Consider the following 16,183-nt stretch of genomic DNA (forward strand, 5'->3'; position numbering starts at 1 on the left):
TTTTCCGAGACGCTCATCCTTTTCCATGCTGAACCGGTTTTTCATCCTCCTGTTATCGTGTCTGATTCTTTCATCTTGCCAGGACAAGTCCGGCGAACCCGCCCGTGCCGCCGCGCGGCCGGCCGCCGAACCCGCCCGTGTCGCGCTGGTCGCCGGCAAGCGCGGGGTGGGACACCGTGACTTCGTCAATGCCAAGAAAGTGTTGCCGGAGGTGTTCCGCGGTCTGGAAGAGGACTTCTACTGCGGTTGCCGCTACAGCGGCAAAACCATGGATCTGGCGTCCTGCGGCTATGCGCCGCGCAAAAACGCCGAACGCGCGTCGCGGCTGGAGTGGGAACACGTGGTGCCGGCCTGGGTGCTGGGGCACCAGCGCCAGTGCTGGCAGAACGGCGGACGCAAGGCCTGCACCGACTCGGATCCTCTTTTCGCCGCCATGGAAGGCGATCTGGTGAATCTCGTACCGTCGATTGGCGAGGTCAATGGCGACCGCGGCAATTTTCCGTACAGCCAGTGGACGCGCGAACCCGTCCGGCAGTACGGCCAGTGCTCCACGGTGGTCGATTTCAAGGCGCGCCGCGTGCAGCCGCGCGAAGCGGTGCGCGGTCGCGCCGCGCGCATCACCCTGTACATGCATCAGCGCTGGAGCCTTTCGATGAGCCGTCAGGATCGCCAACTGATGTGCGCGTGGGCGCGCCAGTTCCCGGTCGACGATTGGGAGCGCGAACGCGACCGCCGCATCGTGGCCCTTCAAGGGGAAGGCAATCCGCTGGTGTCCGACCCATCCGCCCTCGCCAGGGTCTGCCAGGGCGGCTGACAAGCCGCGCCGCTTGCCGTATCATCGCTTGCCGGCTGGCAAGCCTCGCGGGAAACGCCATGAAATCAAGTGATTGATGGCGTTTTTCGTGCCATGCCGGGCCTGTTTCACTGACCGGAGTATTGTTTCCCTTGACCGCGCTGCCCGCTTCCCCGTCCGACGTTCGCGTCCTGTCGATCATCCCGCCGATGACGCAGTTGAACACCCCATACCCTTCGACCGCCTATCTGACCGGCTTCCTGCGTTCGCGGGGGGTGGATGCGCGCCAGGAGGATCTGGCGCTGGCTCTGGTGCTGGCGCTGTTCTCGAAAGAGGGTCTGCGCGCTGTGGCGGACGAGATCGACGCCATCCCCCCGAAAAAACGTTCCGGGCAGGTCAAGGCCTTCGTCGCCGGGCTGGACCGGTATCTTGCGACCATCGGACCCGCGGTCGCCTTCTTGCAGGGCCGGGACTCGACCGTGGCGCATCGTATCGCCAGCCGGGCGTTCTTGCCCGAGGGACAGCGGTTTTCCTCGCTGGACGTGTACATCGACCCGGATGATCCATACGGCGGCGACCCCCTGGCGTGGGCGTTCGGCGCGCTGGGCGTGCACGACCGGGCGCGCCATCTGGCGACCCTTTACCTCAACGACATCTCCGATGTGCTGCGCGACGCGGTGGACGCGCGCTTCGAGTTTGTGCGCTACGCGGAATCGCTGGCGCTGAGCCAGCCGACGTTCGAACCGCTGGCCCGGGCGCTCGCCGAACCGCACAATCTGGTGGACGGCCTTTTGCATTCGCTGACGCTCGACGTCATGGAACGGCACCGGCCTCACATGGTGCTGCTCTCCGTGCCGTTTCCGGGCGCGGTGTACGCCGCTTTCCGCATCGCGCAGAGCATCAAGGCACGCTATCCGGAGACCGTGACGGTGCTCGGCGGCGGTTACGTCAATACCGAGCTTCGCGAACTGGCGGAACCGCGGGTATTCGATTATTTCGACTACGTGACGCTGGACGATGGCGAGCGGCCGCTCCTGGCGCTGATGGAGCACCTGGCGGGCCGGCGCGCGAAAGACCGGCTGGTGCGCACCTATGTGCGCGACGAGGGCAGGGTGCGGCGCATCGACTGGCCCGAGCCGGATGTGCCGTTCGCCGAGGTGGGCACGCCGACCTGGGACGGCCTGCCGCTCGACCGTTACCTGTCGCTGCTGGACATGCTCAATCCGATGCACCGGCTGTGGTCGGACGGGCGCTGGAACAAGCTGACGATCGCGCACGGCTGCTACTGGAAGAAATGCACCTTCTGCGATGTGTCGCTCGATTACATTTCCCGCTACGAAACGGCATCCGCCGAGCTGTTGGTTGACCGCATCGAGGCGATCATCGCCGAAACCGGCCAGACCGGCTTTCATTTCGTGGACGAGGCCGCCCCCCCGAAAATGCTCAAGGCGCTGGCCGAGGAGCTGCTGCGCCGCAATGTGGCGATTTCCTGGTGGGGCAACATCCGTTTCGAGAAGTCGTTCAGCCCCGACGTGTGCCGCCTGCTCGCGCAAAGTGGCTGCATCGCGGTATCGGGAGGGCTCGAAGTGGCGTCCGACCGGCTGCTCAAACTGATGAAGAAGGGTGTGTCGGTGGATCAGGTGGCGCGTGTCACCCATGCCTTCACCGAGGCGGGCATTCTCGTCCATGCCTACCTGATGTATGGATTCCCGACCCAGACGGTGCACGATACCGTGGACGCACTGGAGTACGTAAGGCAGCTTTTTGACGCCAACTGCATTCAGTCGGGGTTTTTCCATCGTTTCGCCTGTACCGTGCATTCGCCGGTCGGTCAGCATCCCGAGGAATTCGGCGTCACGCTCGAGCCCCTGCCGCCTGTCACATTCGCCAAGAATGATGTGGGCTTCATCGACCCGACCGGCGTCGACCACGACCTGCTGGGCGAGGCGCTCAACAAGGCGCTGTATAACTACATGCACGGCATTGGCCTGGACGAGGATGTGCGGCGCTGGTTCTCGGTGCGGGTTCCGCGCACCCGTGTGCCGCGCCACTTCATCGAGCGCGCGCTGTCGCGGCGCGATTGAGTCAGAACAGCGCCGACTGGAAGTCGCGCACCGCGTGTGCGGCCTGCGCGAAGAGTTCGTCGGACCTGGCGTCGTTCCTGGGTAGTCCCAGATCGCCGGTTCGATAGGCCATGGCGAGGGTCTGCAGCGCCGCGGGCATTTCCAGGCCCGCCGCTTTCTCGTACCAGCTCCTGGCCCGGGCGATATCCCTGTCCACCCCCAGCCCTTCCTGATAACTGATGCCCAGCTGGAACATCGCCTCGGCGCTGCCCTGTTCGGCCGCCTGGGCGAACCAGCGGTTGGCGCCGGCGTAATCGGGCTTGCCTGAGGACGGATTCTTGGCATGCAGGCCGAGCAGGCAGGCGGCATCGGGGTGCTTGAGTTTCGCCGCGGCCAGTAGCCAGGCGCGCGAGCGCTCCCTGTCCGGCGCGACCCCAGATCCCTTGGCGTACAAACGGGCCAGCCGGAACGCCGACACTCCGTCGCCGTGCCCTGCGGCGCGTTCATACCATGGCCGGGCCCGACGCCAGGCGTCGGACGTGTCCAGCGAGGCGAGCGCGTCGGCCAGCGCCCGTTCGGCGGCGGGATTGCCGTCGGCCGCCCATGTCTTCAGATGCTGCCAGGCCATGCTGTCGCGAGCGTATTGAGCGCGGTGGCGTGCGTCGTCGATGTCGGCCTGAGCGGGGGTTTTTGCGCAAGCGGCGAGTATCAGCGCCGCTGTCGCGATCAGAGCGGATAAAGCGGGATTCATTGCGGGTCGATCCATGCTGAAGCGCCCCCCGCCGTGAGGGGCGGAGGGCCGGTTGCTACCGGAATTTACTGATTCAGGTCGATCAGGTAGGTCCACGTTCCGTCATTGTTGTCGGCGCCCTGGGTCACCCCCTGGATGCCGGCCTGCGTCGCCGCCGCGAGCTGGTTGGCCGCGCTCTTGAAGCGGACCGGCCCCGCCGTGCTCACTCTGACGAAACTCCACGAACGGGTGGCGCCGTACTGGGCGCGGGTGAGCGTGCCGTTGGTCTTGATATAGCTGATCAGCACATCGCGGTTGGCGTCGGGCGCCTGGATGATGGTCTTGGTGCCGTCGATGCCCGGGAAGTTGCCGCCACCGCTGGCGCGGTAGTTGTTGGTCGCCACGATGAACGGCTTGCTCGGATCGATCGCCGAACCCTTGTATGTCAGGTTGACGATGCGGCTGCCCACCGGCCGGGTGACATCGATCTGGTACTGGATATCGCCGTACAGCACATCGAAGTTGAACACCTGGAAGTTGGGGTTGAGCAGGTCCTGTGGCGCGGTGCTGGCCGGATTGATGGTGTTGAACATCTCGGCCGAGCGCTCCAGCCAGTTCTTCAGATCGGCTCCGGTGACTTTCACGGCCTGCACGGTATTCGGGTACAGGTAGAGATCGGCCGCGTTATTGATGGCGATCGCGCCCTGGGCCACGGCGGTGTAGTCGCTGGCGCCATTGCGGCCGGCCTTGAACGGCGCGGTCACCGACAGCACCGGAATCGATGCGTATTGCGGCAAGTTGGTCTGAATGTACTTCTGCACATAATCCTGCTGGGCCATGTTGACGATCTGCATGGCGCTCACATCGCCAAGAAGCGCGAAGTAGGTGTTCATATTGAAATCGGTGTTGCCGATCGGGGTCTTGACGTAATCGATGGTGCCCTGGTGTTCGGCCGCCACCATTTGCGCCACGGCCGGATCCGGCGCGACGAAGGTGCCGTCGGCGTTCTTGATCGAGCGGGTTTCCACCGCGGACTTGTCGTTCTGGACCACCCACTTGCCGCCCGTGTATGTGAGCGTCAGGCGGATGATGCCGAGCCGGTTGCCCCAGTTGCCGGCCATCACCGTCGGCACGCCGTTGACGAGGCCTTTGGTGTTGTCGACGCCGGTCATGTTGTTGAACTGCGAGCTCGCCACGCCGGGGTTGGGGAATACGTCGTGGGAGTGGCCGATCATCATCGCGTCGATGCCTGTTTTGGTCAGGTGCCAGCTGCCGTTTTCCATGGTCGGGCTGTAGGCCGACGGATCAAGCCCGCCGTGGGAGAGCGCCACGACCAGATTGGCGCCCTTGCCACGCATCTCCGGAACGTAGGTGTTGGCCGTTTCGACCAGTCCGTTGGTGTAAACCTTGCCGTCCAGATTTTTCTTGTCCCAGTCCATGATGGTCGGCGGCGTAAAGCCGATGACGCCGATTTTCAGGGCGACGGGCATGGTCTTGCCGTCCGGCCCCGTTGCGGTGTAGGTGCGGTCCAGCAGGGTATACGGCTGGAAAATCGGTTTTTTGTCCTGAAGATTGGCGACGTTCGCCAAAACCTGCGGGAAAGCCGGCGATCCGCAGCGCGCCGGGGCCGCGATGCCCGGAAGCCGGAAATGGGTGTTGGTGACCTGGGAGAGGAAGGGCAGGCCATAGTTGAATTCGTGGTTGCCGATGGTGCCGGCGTCGTATTTCAGGTAGTTCATCACCTTGTGAACCGCCAGGGTATCCGAACATTTGACCGGATTGATCACCGCCTGATAGTCGCCCAGCGCGGTGCCCTGGATCAGGTCGCCGTCATCGAGCAGCAGAGTGTTCTTGTACTGGGCGCGGGCCTGATTGATCAGCGTGGCGGTGCGTTCCAGGCCGAACGTTGAATTGGCGGCCAGTTTGTAGTAGTCGTAACTCAGGATGTTCTGGTGAATATCGGTTGTCTCCAGCAGCGCGATGTCGACCGTGGTGCCTTCCGGAACGGAACTGCCGGTGTTGGTGCTCGAGCAGCCGGCCAGGGCGATGCCTGCCATCCCCATCAGAATTGCGTTTCTCACAAACATTTCTTGCCTTTCTTGTTTTTTCGGGCATTCACATTGCCCGAAGGCAATTCTAAAGCGCCTCCGTTGTGCATTGCTTGAGGTGAAATGAATTTTTAATGACGGATGATTCCTGTTGTAACGGTGCGTTTTCCTTGAAGACGGAAGCAACACCTTGCCGATGACGACGGAATGTTCCGCAGCGCCTCGTGTCAGCTGTTTGTAGGTTTTTATCTAAAGTTGTCTTCCAATCGCATTTTGCTATTGAGCAGTTGCTGTGGCCATCACTAGACTCTACTTGTAAAAAATATTTACAAGTAAATGTGTTATGGCTTCAAATTATTCTTGCGCTCCCTCCGATCCGGGGCTGAGCGCCCTGGTGCTGCTTGCCCAGTACCACGGTATCGCTGCCGATGCCGCGCAATTGGCGCATGAGTTTTCCGCGTCCGGCCGCGCCCTGTCCGAACCGGATCTGCTCAGGGCTGCCCGCGCCCTGGGGCTCAAGGCCCGTGTGGTGACGAAAACGGCGGACCGGCTCGAACACGCCGCCTTGCCGGCGCTGGCGCTGAGCGCGACAGGCGGGCATTTCATCGTGATCCGCAAGGACGACGGGGCGGTTCTGATCATGGACCCCGACACGGGGCGGAGCGTCCTGCTTCCCGATGAGGAATTCGCCGCCCGCTACGAAGGCCGGCTTCTGGTGGTCGCGTCGCGCGCCTCCTTGCTGGGCAGCGCCGCGCATTTCGATTTCACCTGGTTCATTCCCGCGATCATCAAATACCGCCGCCCGCTGCTCGAGGTTCTTGCCGTCTCCCTGGTGCTGCAGGGGTTCGCCCTGATCACGCCGATGTTTTTCCAGGTGGTGATGGACAAGGTGCTGGTGCACCGCAGTTTCACCACGCTGGACGTGATCGCCGTCGCGCTGGTCGCGGTCACGCTGTTCGAAGTCACGCTGTCCGCATTGCGCAGCTATGTGCTGTCCCACAGCACGACACGCATCGATGTGGAACTTGGCGCGCGCCTGTTCCGCCATCTGTTGGGATTGCCGCTGTCGTACTTCGAGTCGCGCCGCGTCGGCGATACGGTGACGCGGGTTCGCGAGTTGGAAAACATCCGGCATTTTCTCACCGGCCAGGCGTTGACCAGCGTGATCGATCTGCTGTTTTCCTTTGTGTTCCTGATCGTGATGTGGCGTTACAGCGGCCGCTTGACTCTCGTTGTTCTGGCGTCGATTCCCTGCTATGCCGTCTGGTCGGCGGCGATTTCTCCGGTACTGCGCCGGCGGCTCGACGCGATGTTCGCCCGCGGCGCCGACAACCAGTCGTTTCTCGTGGAGGCGGTCGGCGGCATCGGCACCATCAAGTCCATGGCGGTGGAACCGGTGATGACCCGGCGCTGGGATACACAGTTGGCCGCCTATGTGTCGGCCGCGTTCCGCGTCACCAAACTGGCCAACATCGGGCAGAACGGTGTCCAGCTGATCCAGAAGCTGGTCGGTATCGCGATCATCTGGATCGGCGTGCATCTGGTGGCCGGGGGCAAGCTGACGGTTGGGCAACTGATCGCCTTCAATATGCTGGCCGGGCATGTGGCGGCGCCTGTCATGCGCTTGGCTCAGCTTTGGCAGGATTTTCAGCAGGTGGGTATCGGTGTGGCGCGTCTGGGCGACATTCTCAACGCCAAAACCGAAGCGCCGGCGAGCCGCGTGGCGCTGCCCCCGATCGACGGGCGCATCACGCTTGACGATGTGACATTCCGCTACCGCCCCGACGGGCCGGACATCCTCAAGTCGTTCAGCCTCGACATCGAGGCCGGCTCCGTGGTCGGCATTGTCGGCCGCTCCGGCTCGGGCAAAAGCACCCTGACGCGCCTGGTTCAGCGTCTTTACGTGCCGGAAAGCGGCCGGGTGCTGATCGACGGCGCGGATCTGGCCCTCGCCGATCCGGCCTGGCTGCGTCGCCAGATCGGGGTGGTGCTGCAGGAAAACCTGCTGTTCAACCGGACCGTCCGGGAAAACATCGCGCTGGCCGACCCGGGCATGCCGCTGGAGTCGGTCATTCAGGCCGCGACGCTGGCCGGCGCCCACGACTTCATTCTGGCATTGCCGCAGGGCTACGACACCGTGGTCGGGGAGCATGGCGCGTCCTTGTCCGGCGGGCAGCGCCAGCGTATCGCCATCGCCCGGGCGCTGCTCGGCGATCCGCGCATTCTGGTGCTCGATGAAGCGACCAGCGCGCTGGATTACGAATCCGAGCATGCCGTCATGCAGAACATGCGCTCCATTTGCCGGGGACGCACCGTACTGATCATTGCCCACCGTCTTTCCACGGTGCGCTGGGTGGACCGGATCATCGCCATGGACCGGGGGCGGATCGTCGAGGACGGACGTCATGACGAGCTGCTCGCCAAGCCTGACGGGTATTACGCCCATTTGCACAGTCTGCAAAAAGGATAAGCCATGAAAATCGGTTTAGAGGCGCTGGCGGCGCTCTGCCGTCGTTACGGGGAGGTGTTCGTCACGGCGTGGCGTCATCGCGCGCAATTCGAACCCGTCCGGCGGGCCAACGATGAAAGGGAGTTCCTGCCCGCTCACCTGGAGCTGATCGAGACTCCCGTATCGCCCCTGCCCATGTGGACGATTCGCCTCCTGATCCTGATCGCGGTGCTGACCGTGGCGTGGGCCGCTGTCGGGCGCATGGATATCGTGGCCGTGTCCACCGGGCGGATTGTATCGGGCGGCCGCACCAAAATGATCCAGCCCGCCCAGGGCGCCGTGGTCAGCGCCATCAAGGTCCGCGACGGGCAGCATGTCGCGGCGGGCGAACTCCTGCTCGAACTCGATGCGGTGGGGGCCGACGCCGATCACCGCAAGACCGGTGATGCGCTGCGCACGGCGTACCTCGATGCGTCGCGTTTTGAAGGTTTGCTGCGCGCCGCCGACTCGGGGACATCGCCCAGGCTGGCCGCCGTTGACGGGGTGGAGCCGTCGCGGCTCGCCGCCGAAGTCTCGCTCGCCGAAGGGCAATGGCGGGCCTACCAGTCGCGCCGCGACGCGCTGTCCGCCGTGCTCGCCCAGCGCGAGGCGGAACTGGCGACTTTGCAGCAGCAGATCCGCAAGCTGCAAGGCAGCGCCCTCATGGCGCAAGAGCGGGAAAAGGATTACCGGGATCTGTTGGCGAAAAATTTCGTATCGCGTCATGCCTATCTGGAGAAGCAGCAACAGCACGCCGAGCTGCAAAGCGAGATCGCCGTGCAGCAAAGCCGGGTGAAAGAAGTGCGGGCAACGCTGGCGAGTCAGCGTCAGGAACTGGCGTCGCTGCGCGCGGAGTTCCGCAAGGATGCGCTCGATCAGCTGCGGCAGGCGAACGAACGCATCGCGCAACTGCAGGAAGAAATCCGGAAAACCGGCGCTCAGCAAAGCCGGATGCGGCTGGTGTCACCCGTTGCCGGCACGGTGCAGCAACTGGCGATCCATACGGTGGGCGGCGTTGTGACGGAAGCCCAGCCCCTGATGGCCATCGTGCCGGACGGCGACGCGCTGGAGGCCGAAACCTGGATCGACAACCAGGACATCGGGTTCGTGCGGCCGGGCCAAAGCGTTGTCGTCAAGGTCGACAGTTTTCCCTATACCCGTTACGGCTACCTCGAAGGCACCGTCGAGAGCGTGTCCAGCGACGCGGTGCGCGACGAGAGCCGCGGCTGGGGATTCACGGCGCGCATCCGTCTGAAGCGCGACAGGCTGGTGATCGACGGCAAACCGGTGAAGCTGACGCCCGGCATGACAGTGAGCGCCGAAATCAGAACCGGCACCCGGCGGGTGATCAGTTATTTCCTCGGTCCGTTACAGGAGTACGCCAGCGAGAGTTTCCGGGAGCGTTAACGTCCGGATAGCCCCGTGGGGCGGAGGCACGGCTTTATGCGCTATCCGCGCATGAAGTCCATCTCATGAACAACAGCTTGCTCAATGCCTTGCCGGGGTGTTGCGACGGATGCATTCATTTGTGCGGTACATGTTTTGTGTGTGTTAAACGATAGGTGTCTGAATGAGTAAAAAAAAAGCCAATGAAGTCGCGAATAAAGCCGTGCATGACTACACGGCTGAGTTGCTTGAAAAACTTAACGGTAAGAAAGATAAAGAACTTGCTTCGGCGATTTCTTTCTATCGCGAGGCGCATGAGAAAGGACGTGTTTGTGAATATGACGCGCTAAAAAAAATTGAAAAGGCAATCTCAGATAGAAAGAATGGCGCGGCGGCTTCCAAAGCTGCCAATGCGAAAAAAGACAAGTTGATTGATGAGTTTCGTCAAGTCGTCGAGGCGCGAGTGGCCAAGATCAATGCTCTGTCCGATGAGGATCTGATTTCAAGCGATTCATACCGGCTGGCAAAAGAGAAGGGAGGCATGGCCGAGTACTTGTACCTGCAAGACCTGGTCAGTTCCGTTGGTCAAGGGGGGGGCGATGTACTTCATCAACGAATCCGGAATACGGCATCTGCAAAAATGAGTGGCTTGCAGGTGACTGTCCCGAAGAATCTGCATTTTGTATGGTTCGGGAAGTTGGGCGATGTGCAGAAAGAGTACATTGCCATGTGGGGCAAGGTAAATCCCGGCTACGAGGCGACAGTTTGGTTCGACCCGAACGCAGTGATGGCCATTGAACTGAAAAAGGCCATTTTTGCCAGGGCTGAAGCGGCTTCGTATGTTACGGAATATGGGGGGAGTGAGGATCAAAACAAAACGATCAGAATCATGGCGCTCCAGAACCAGGCCCACGAGTACGTGAAACGGCGCATGGCGGAAGGCGCGGCGATCACATTCGATGCCGCGGCAATCGACTTCATGGCCGGGGAGCTCGGAAAAGACCGTGCCGCATTGGAGACGACGCGCCAGGGGAATCTTGATTCGTTCAAGAGCATTGCCTCAAACAGTGGAGCGAATACAAACGGAGTCGCCAATGTCAAATTTGCCTCGGCTGAAGAACTATTGCCGACATTATCTCCTGCATTGCGTGATGCGTACTACCAAGAATTGAGTCTTCGTGGCAATGCAGCGGCCGCATCCGATATTTTCCGTATTCATGTGCTAGACAAAAAAGGTGGGGTGTATTTTGACGCCGATCTTTTGCCGGTTATTAATGATGGCGTATATTCTTCGATCGATAAATCGCTGACATCGGGTGTTAACCCGCGAGTTTTGAATAGTGCCAAGACACAGGTTGTTCTGAACGAACTAGCCAAATCCGGAGATTTTTCCGGTCGCGAGAAGTTGAAGGGCACATACACTGACTATATACAAAAACTTCGTAACGATGGACAGCATGCGCTTGTGGATGCAATGCAATCTGCTGTCCGGGGAAAGACGTTTGACCAGTTGTTTGTCAAACTGAATGAGGTGAGTATTAACCCATCTGGTTTTGCGGTAGGAAAAATAGCGAAAAACTACTGCAATTCCAGCCTGGCGGCAGAGCAAGGCGCTCCTTTTATTGCGAAGATCAAGGAGGTTTTTGCCGATAATTATGCGTTTTTGAGAAGGGTGGGAGCGGCTAAGCCTGCGACGCGCTTTGACTGGATGGGGGACGTCACGACCAAAGCGCTTGCCGATAATTATTTTGTCTCTCACATGGAAGAACATGGTCGCGTTTACAAGATCCTGACGTATCGACGGGATGGCATGGATAGCGACAGTCTGGCTACGGTTTCCGTCAGTGGACCGGGGGCTCTTGAAAGCGCGATTTTCAGCTACGAAAAAGAACTCCGGGGGAAGAAGGCGGATTTGACGCAGGATAGTTATCGCATGGAGCACTTTAATAGCGATACCGAAGAGGAAAAGAAAAGTACTTGGACCACGCGGGTCGAGGAGCTTGGCAACGTCAGTACGAAACCGGTAACATCGCCTGAAAATGGCCGCCATTCTCTCATCGATGGCGGAAAGCCCGCAGATGCGAGAAAACAGTCCGGCGACTCCGGCATTGAATCGGATAGTGGCGGGCAACGCTCCGTCGACGAGGGGCGATCCCGTAGCGGCTCGGCATCCGGCGATGCCGCGACCAGCGATATCACCCGTGTTTCGAGCGGTCTTGATGTCTCGGACGGGGTGAACGGGTCGACTACGCCGCAAGGGCCGCACTTGACCTCCGATGATGTGGTGTCCCGTGTCTCGCCGGGCTCGAAGTTCCTGTCATCGGGTCAAACCGGCATGCGTCTTTACGGGCTCTACCGCTCCCTGACATCCATCAAGGGCAATCTGGCCCGCGGAGACAATGTCGCGGCGTATATCGACATGGGCAACCTGGCCGCCGAGGGCGTATCCGAAGTGGCGGAGCGCGGACTCGTCAGCCTCGGCCGCTTCATCCAGCGTTCGGTGGGCCGCTCATCCTCGACGCTGGGCGGAGTCGGCCGCGCCCTCTCCAAAGGGGCCGGGCTGATCGCCTCCGTGTTCACCTTGCCCTTCGATTTTTACAATGTCTACACCAATGCCCGCAATGTCGGCAATCTGGAAGGCAAAGCGCGGCAGGACGCGGTGTTCAGCGGCCTGATGGCGGTGGCGTCGGTCACCACCACGGTCGCGCTGGGGGTCGGGGCGCTGTTGAGCGCCAAGGTGGCGGCCGTGCTCGGCCCGGTGGGGCTCGCCGCCGGAGTGGGGCTCATTACCATCTCACAGGTTTACAGCGCTGTACGGCAGGTCGAGGAGATCGAGAAATACGTCGCACTGTCCGGCTGGGAGCGTTTCCGCGAAGGGGTACGCGGCTTTTTCGGCATGGCGCCGACCACCGAGGTGGCGGATGCGGTGCGGGCCGGCAATTGGCAGGAAGCGATGGAACGGCAATTGAAAGCCGGCTTTTTGTCGCTGGCGGCCGAGGCGGAGAACAAGGGCATCGACGACGCCGTGTATGCCCGGCCGTCGATCGTGTCGCGCACGTATCTGGACGATGCCGCGCATCCGAAATGGATGGAGCGAGAGGTGACCGACGAGCACCAGTACCGGCTCGCGGCCGACAGGCTGAATCGGCCCTTCCGGTGCAACGAGCCTCATTCGATTGACGTGTCGGAACATTTGCATCTGCACTTGCTCGAGGAAACCCGGGATCTCCACAGCCGTATCTACATCGGCGAGGAAACCCGATCGACCCATGATCACGCCGAAGTGTACGTCCAGGCGACGGACGACACGCTGGATTTCTCCGAAGGTCTGGACAAGGTCAAGGGGACCGGGCAGTTCAGCGCGATGAATCTCGAGGCGGCCCGCAAAAACGGTTCCGCGAAATTGAACTGCGTGACCCATTACGATAACGAAATGCGCCGCGCGTCGCCCGGCAATGCCAACAAGGGAATGGTGATGTTCGACTTTGGCGATGGCAACGACACGATCGCCGGAGTGCGGGACCGTCAGAACCATTTCCGGCTCGGCAGCGGCAGCAAAGCGATTTTCGGCGGGGAGAAGGACGATATTTTCCGGTTGAGCGCCATGCCGTCGCTTGGCGACAGCCATGGAGGCCGGTTCGCCACGGCGGAAGCGTACAGGCAGCTTGCCGGCCGGATGGGCTCGTATCGCTACCAACTGGAAGGGGGTGGCGGCAGTGATACGTTGATTCTGGATACCCGTTTCGATGAAAACGTTTTTGCCGGTTACCGCATTGATTTGAAGAGTGGCTCGATCGACCTGCTCCGGCCGGATGGCGCGCGGCAAGGCGTCGGCACGGTCAGCGGGATCGAGCATATTCAGCATGGCGGCGCCGCCTCCGCCAGCGCGAATGAATTGCACGGCAGCGATGACTCCAATCATCTGGCCGGCAAGTCGCGCGACAAGGTGTACGGGCGCGGTGGCGCCGACGTGATTCGCCTGACCGGCCATGCCTTTGCCGATGGCGGCGCCGGCATCGATACCTACCGGGTTTCCCTCAACCCTGGTGACGAAGTGACGATTCAGGACCGCTACACTGTGACGGGCGAAACGCTGGAAAGCAGTGTGGTTCATCTGGAGAACCTGGGCATTCGTGATATCGCCTCCTGGGATATCGACGGGAAGGATCTGGTGGTGAGCGCGAAGGGCGGCGGCAAACTGGTCGTCAAGGATGTGTACCGTCCGACGTCCAGGGGTAGCGTGTTCAACGGCAACCATTTCCAGTTCATCACGCGCGACGGTTTGCTGCTGGCGCCGGAGTTTCCGTCCGTCATCGCCCGCGATGGCGCGCATCGGGGATTGACCTTCGCGGCGAGCTATCTGAAAGAGGCGGACAAGGAGTACGCCGCCGAGGCCGGCGGCGTGACGCTGGACCTGGCCGCCGGAAGCATCGCGCGCGGCGGATTGGGCCCCCTGGTGCTGGACCGGCGTTACCGCCTGCTGGGCGGTGGTTCGCTGGAGGGCGACAAGGTGGCGGGAACCGGCGCGGATGACGTGCTGCATGCCGGCGAAGGGGCGGACGTGCTTCAGGGCCGGGGCGGCAAGGATCTGTTCGTGATCGGCGCGGGCAAGGGCGATGTCACGGTGGAAACCGGCGCGGGCGACGAGCACAAGCCAAGCGCCGTGGTGCTGCCGACGGGTTCCCTGCGGGATGTGACCGTATCGACACAGGGCGAGTCGATGCGGATCTCCTCCCGGCTCACGGGCCTGTCCGGCCCCACCGAGCGCACGATCATTCATCGCGGCAAGCCCAATGGACTGTGCCTGATCGACGAAAAAGGGGCCGAATTGCACTGGAAGGTGGACGACACCACGAAAAAAGTGAGCAGCTACACACAGATCGCCGGCGAGGGCGGCACAGAGCTGCGCAGCCGCGAGGCGCGCCAGAACGTGCTGATCGGCCGGGGCGGCGCCGATACGCTGGTGGCCGGACACGCCGACACCCTGATGGTGGGGGGCGAGGGGGCGGATACCTATGAAATCGGCGTTCATCAGGGCGACTACTACCTCAACAACCGAGCGGGAGACCGCGCGCGCGATACGGTACGCTGGAGCCGGGAGGGTCGCGTGAACGGGGAGGATCTGAAGCTTGACCGGTTGGGTGACGACCTGCGTCTGAGCCACGGCGCAGCGGGTGGGAAAGCATCGAACCTGGTGGTGTTCGGCTACTTCGCCGACGAGCAGGCCCGCAATCTGGACCTGCGCCTGGTGTCGGGCGGCCACACCCTGTCGCTGGACCGGGACGCGTTGTGGCGGCGGACGGCCGAGGCGCCGCGTCTGGCCGCCGACGCCCCCCTCGCGGGCAAGGTGCAAAAGCTGATCCAGGACGCCAATCACCGGACCTCGCCGGGCGCCGCCCTGTCGGCGGGTTCCGGTATGACGCGCGACCCGTCCGTCACCCTGGCCGCCGGCTAGGATCATGCGCTCCCGGGGCTCTGACGAACCGGGAGCGCATGGACAGTTCGATGTCTTTCACGTAAAATAATCAAGTCTTTATCAGATGGAGAGTCCCTTCGTGGACGGTGATTCCAGTCGTCGATCTTGTATCGGCGAATAAAGGCAAGGACATCGCGGATTTCTTTTTTCTGGTCGCTGCCCTTGCCTGACAAGGGTAGCGGCATCATCGGGCCGATTCGGCCGATCTTCCCTACCGTTTCATTTCTTACCGGTCACTCCCATTCGACCTGGCGGTCGATGGCCTGTGGCCCTTGGCTCGCGGACCCGCGCGTCCGGAGGAGGAAATATGCGCGTAGAATTCATGAGAACCGGTCTTCTGGTGTATTTGCTGAACGAAAAGCAACTTCGCCATGACAGGGACGGAGCGCTCAGGGATGCCACTCCGGCTTCCCGCCGGGTGCTGGAACCCCTGCTGGCGGCCTGTCGCAAAATGGCCTCCCGGGGACAACTGATCTGACTGTCTCCGTCAGGCGACGCTTTTTTCCAAACCGGACCCGCGTGGTCCGGTTTTTCTTTTCGTGCGTCCGGCAGGGCGGGAAGCATGAGCCCGCGAGGCGTGGCGTCATGGGCGTCTGATTTTTTTGTCATTTAATCTTGATGGCGTAAAACGTTTCGGAATGTGCCAGAGAACATGCGTGACGGTAATAATCGCTACGCCGGACGATATGATCCTTTTTACGGCCTGTCGTGTCAGACATGCCCTGACTCGTGGTGAATCCCTGTATTGAATCCATTGGCATGGCAGGTCCATGGCCGGGCATCGCCCGCTGTGCCGTGGAAAACCCGTGCGCACCGTACCGGAAGGCCCGCCGGAAGCCGAAATCGCGAAGCGCGGTTTTGTTCCGGCATCATGCGTTTTTCTTTGCTGAACCTGGCGGCGCGGCACCGGAGCGCCAAGCGCAAGGTGGCGTTGGCATCATCGCCAGTCTTGTTGATGGCATGAAAACCGGCCGGGTGACCGGGATACCCGCGCGGCTCCGTCTCATTTCATTTTTTGCCGCGAAACGGGAGCCGCGTAACGAGTCGGGCTGGCGCACACCGGCGTGCACCGGCATTACATGGCTTACGCACCCGGCATGAAATGGCGAAGGGTTTTCCTATCGATACCGCATTCGACGTATTACATGGAACAGGCTCGTGAACCGGCGGTTTCATGACGCGGCGCTGGAGGGCGCTCC

General features: G+C 61.8%; 8 protein-coding genes. 6 read left to right on the forward strand and 2 right to left on the reverse strand.

All coding sequences use genetic code 11. From position 1 onward, the window contains the following. Positions 1–25 precede the first annotated feature (25 nt). A complete protein-coding gene (locus tag JNO50_RS07230; protein ID WP_189535539.1) occupies positions 26–814 on the forward strand; it encodes an endonuclease in 789 nt (262 codons plus the stop codon). Positions 815–1,002: 188 nt separating this feature from the next. Continuing rightward, positions 1,003–2,877 carry a B12-binding domain-containing radical SAM protein gene (locus tag JNO50_RS07235; protein ID WP_189535630.1) on the forward strand — a complete coding sequence of 625 codons (1,875 nt, stop codon included), beginning with the start codon at positions 1,003–1,005 and terminating at the stop codon, positions 2,875–2,877. Between the two features lies 1 nt (position 2,878). Here the strand turns inward: JNO50_RS07235 and JNO50_RS07240 are convergent, their stop codons facing one another. Continuing rightward, positions 2,879–3,607: a tetratricopeptide repeat protein gene (locus JNO50_RS07240; RefSeq protein WP_189535541.1), complete on the reverse strand. Its 729-nt coding sequence runs from the start codon at positions 3,605–3,607 to the stop codon at positions 2,879–2,881. Between the two features lie 65 nt (positions 3,608–3,672). Then, positions 3,673–5,667, reverse strand: a complete 1,995-nt coding sequence (locus JNO50_RS07245) for a bifunctional 2',3'-cyclic-nucleotide 2'-phosphodiesterase/3'-nucleotidase (protein WP_215796516.1) — start codon at positions 5,665–5,667, stop codon at positions 3,673–3,675. Between the two features lie 310 nt (positions 5,668–5,977). Here JNO50_RS07245 and JNO50_RS07250 point away from each other — a divergent pair, with 310 nt between their 5' ends. The 4 genes from JNO50_RS07250 (at position 5,978) to JNO50_RS07265 (ending at position 15,462) form a co-directional block, all read left to right on the forward strand. Continuing rightward, positions 5,978–8,104: a type I secretion system permease/ATPase gene (locus JNO50_RS07250; RefSeq protein WP_189535543.1), complete on the forward strand. Its 2,127-nt coding sequence runs from the start codon at positions 5,978–5,980 to the stop codon at positions 8,102–8,104. A 3-nt stretch (positions 8,105–8,107) separates the two neighbouring features. After that, on the forward strand, positions 8,108–9,529 hold the full coding sequence (locus tag JNO50_RS07255; RefSeq protein WP_189535546.1) for an HlyD family type I secretion periplasmic adaptor subunit: 1,422 nt from the start codon (positions 8,108–8,110) through the stop codon (positions 9,527–9,529). Positions 9,530–9,692: 163 nt separating this feature from the next. Beyond that, positions 9,693–14,963: a TcdA/TcdB catalytic glycosyltransferase domain-containing protein gene (locus JNO50_RS07260; RefSeq protein WP_189535548.1), complete on the forward strand. Its 5,271-nt coding sequence runs from the start codon at positions 9,693–9,695 to the stop codon at positions 14,961–14,963. 328 nt (positions 14,964–15,291) lie between these two features. Further along, on the forward strand, positions 15,292–15,462 hold the full coding sequence (locus JNO50_RS07265; protein WP_189535550.1) for a hypothetical protein: 171 nt from the start codon (positions 15,292–15,294) through the stop codon (positions 15,460–15,462). Positions 15,463–16,183 lie beyond the last annotated feature (721 nt).

The organism is Paludibacterium paludis (assembly GCF_018802605.1).
GTDB classification, from domain to species: Bacteria; Pseudomonadota; Gammaproteobacteria; order Burkholderiales; family Chromobacteriaceae; genus Paludibacterium; species Paludibacterium paludis.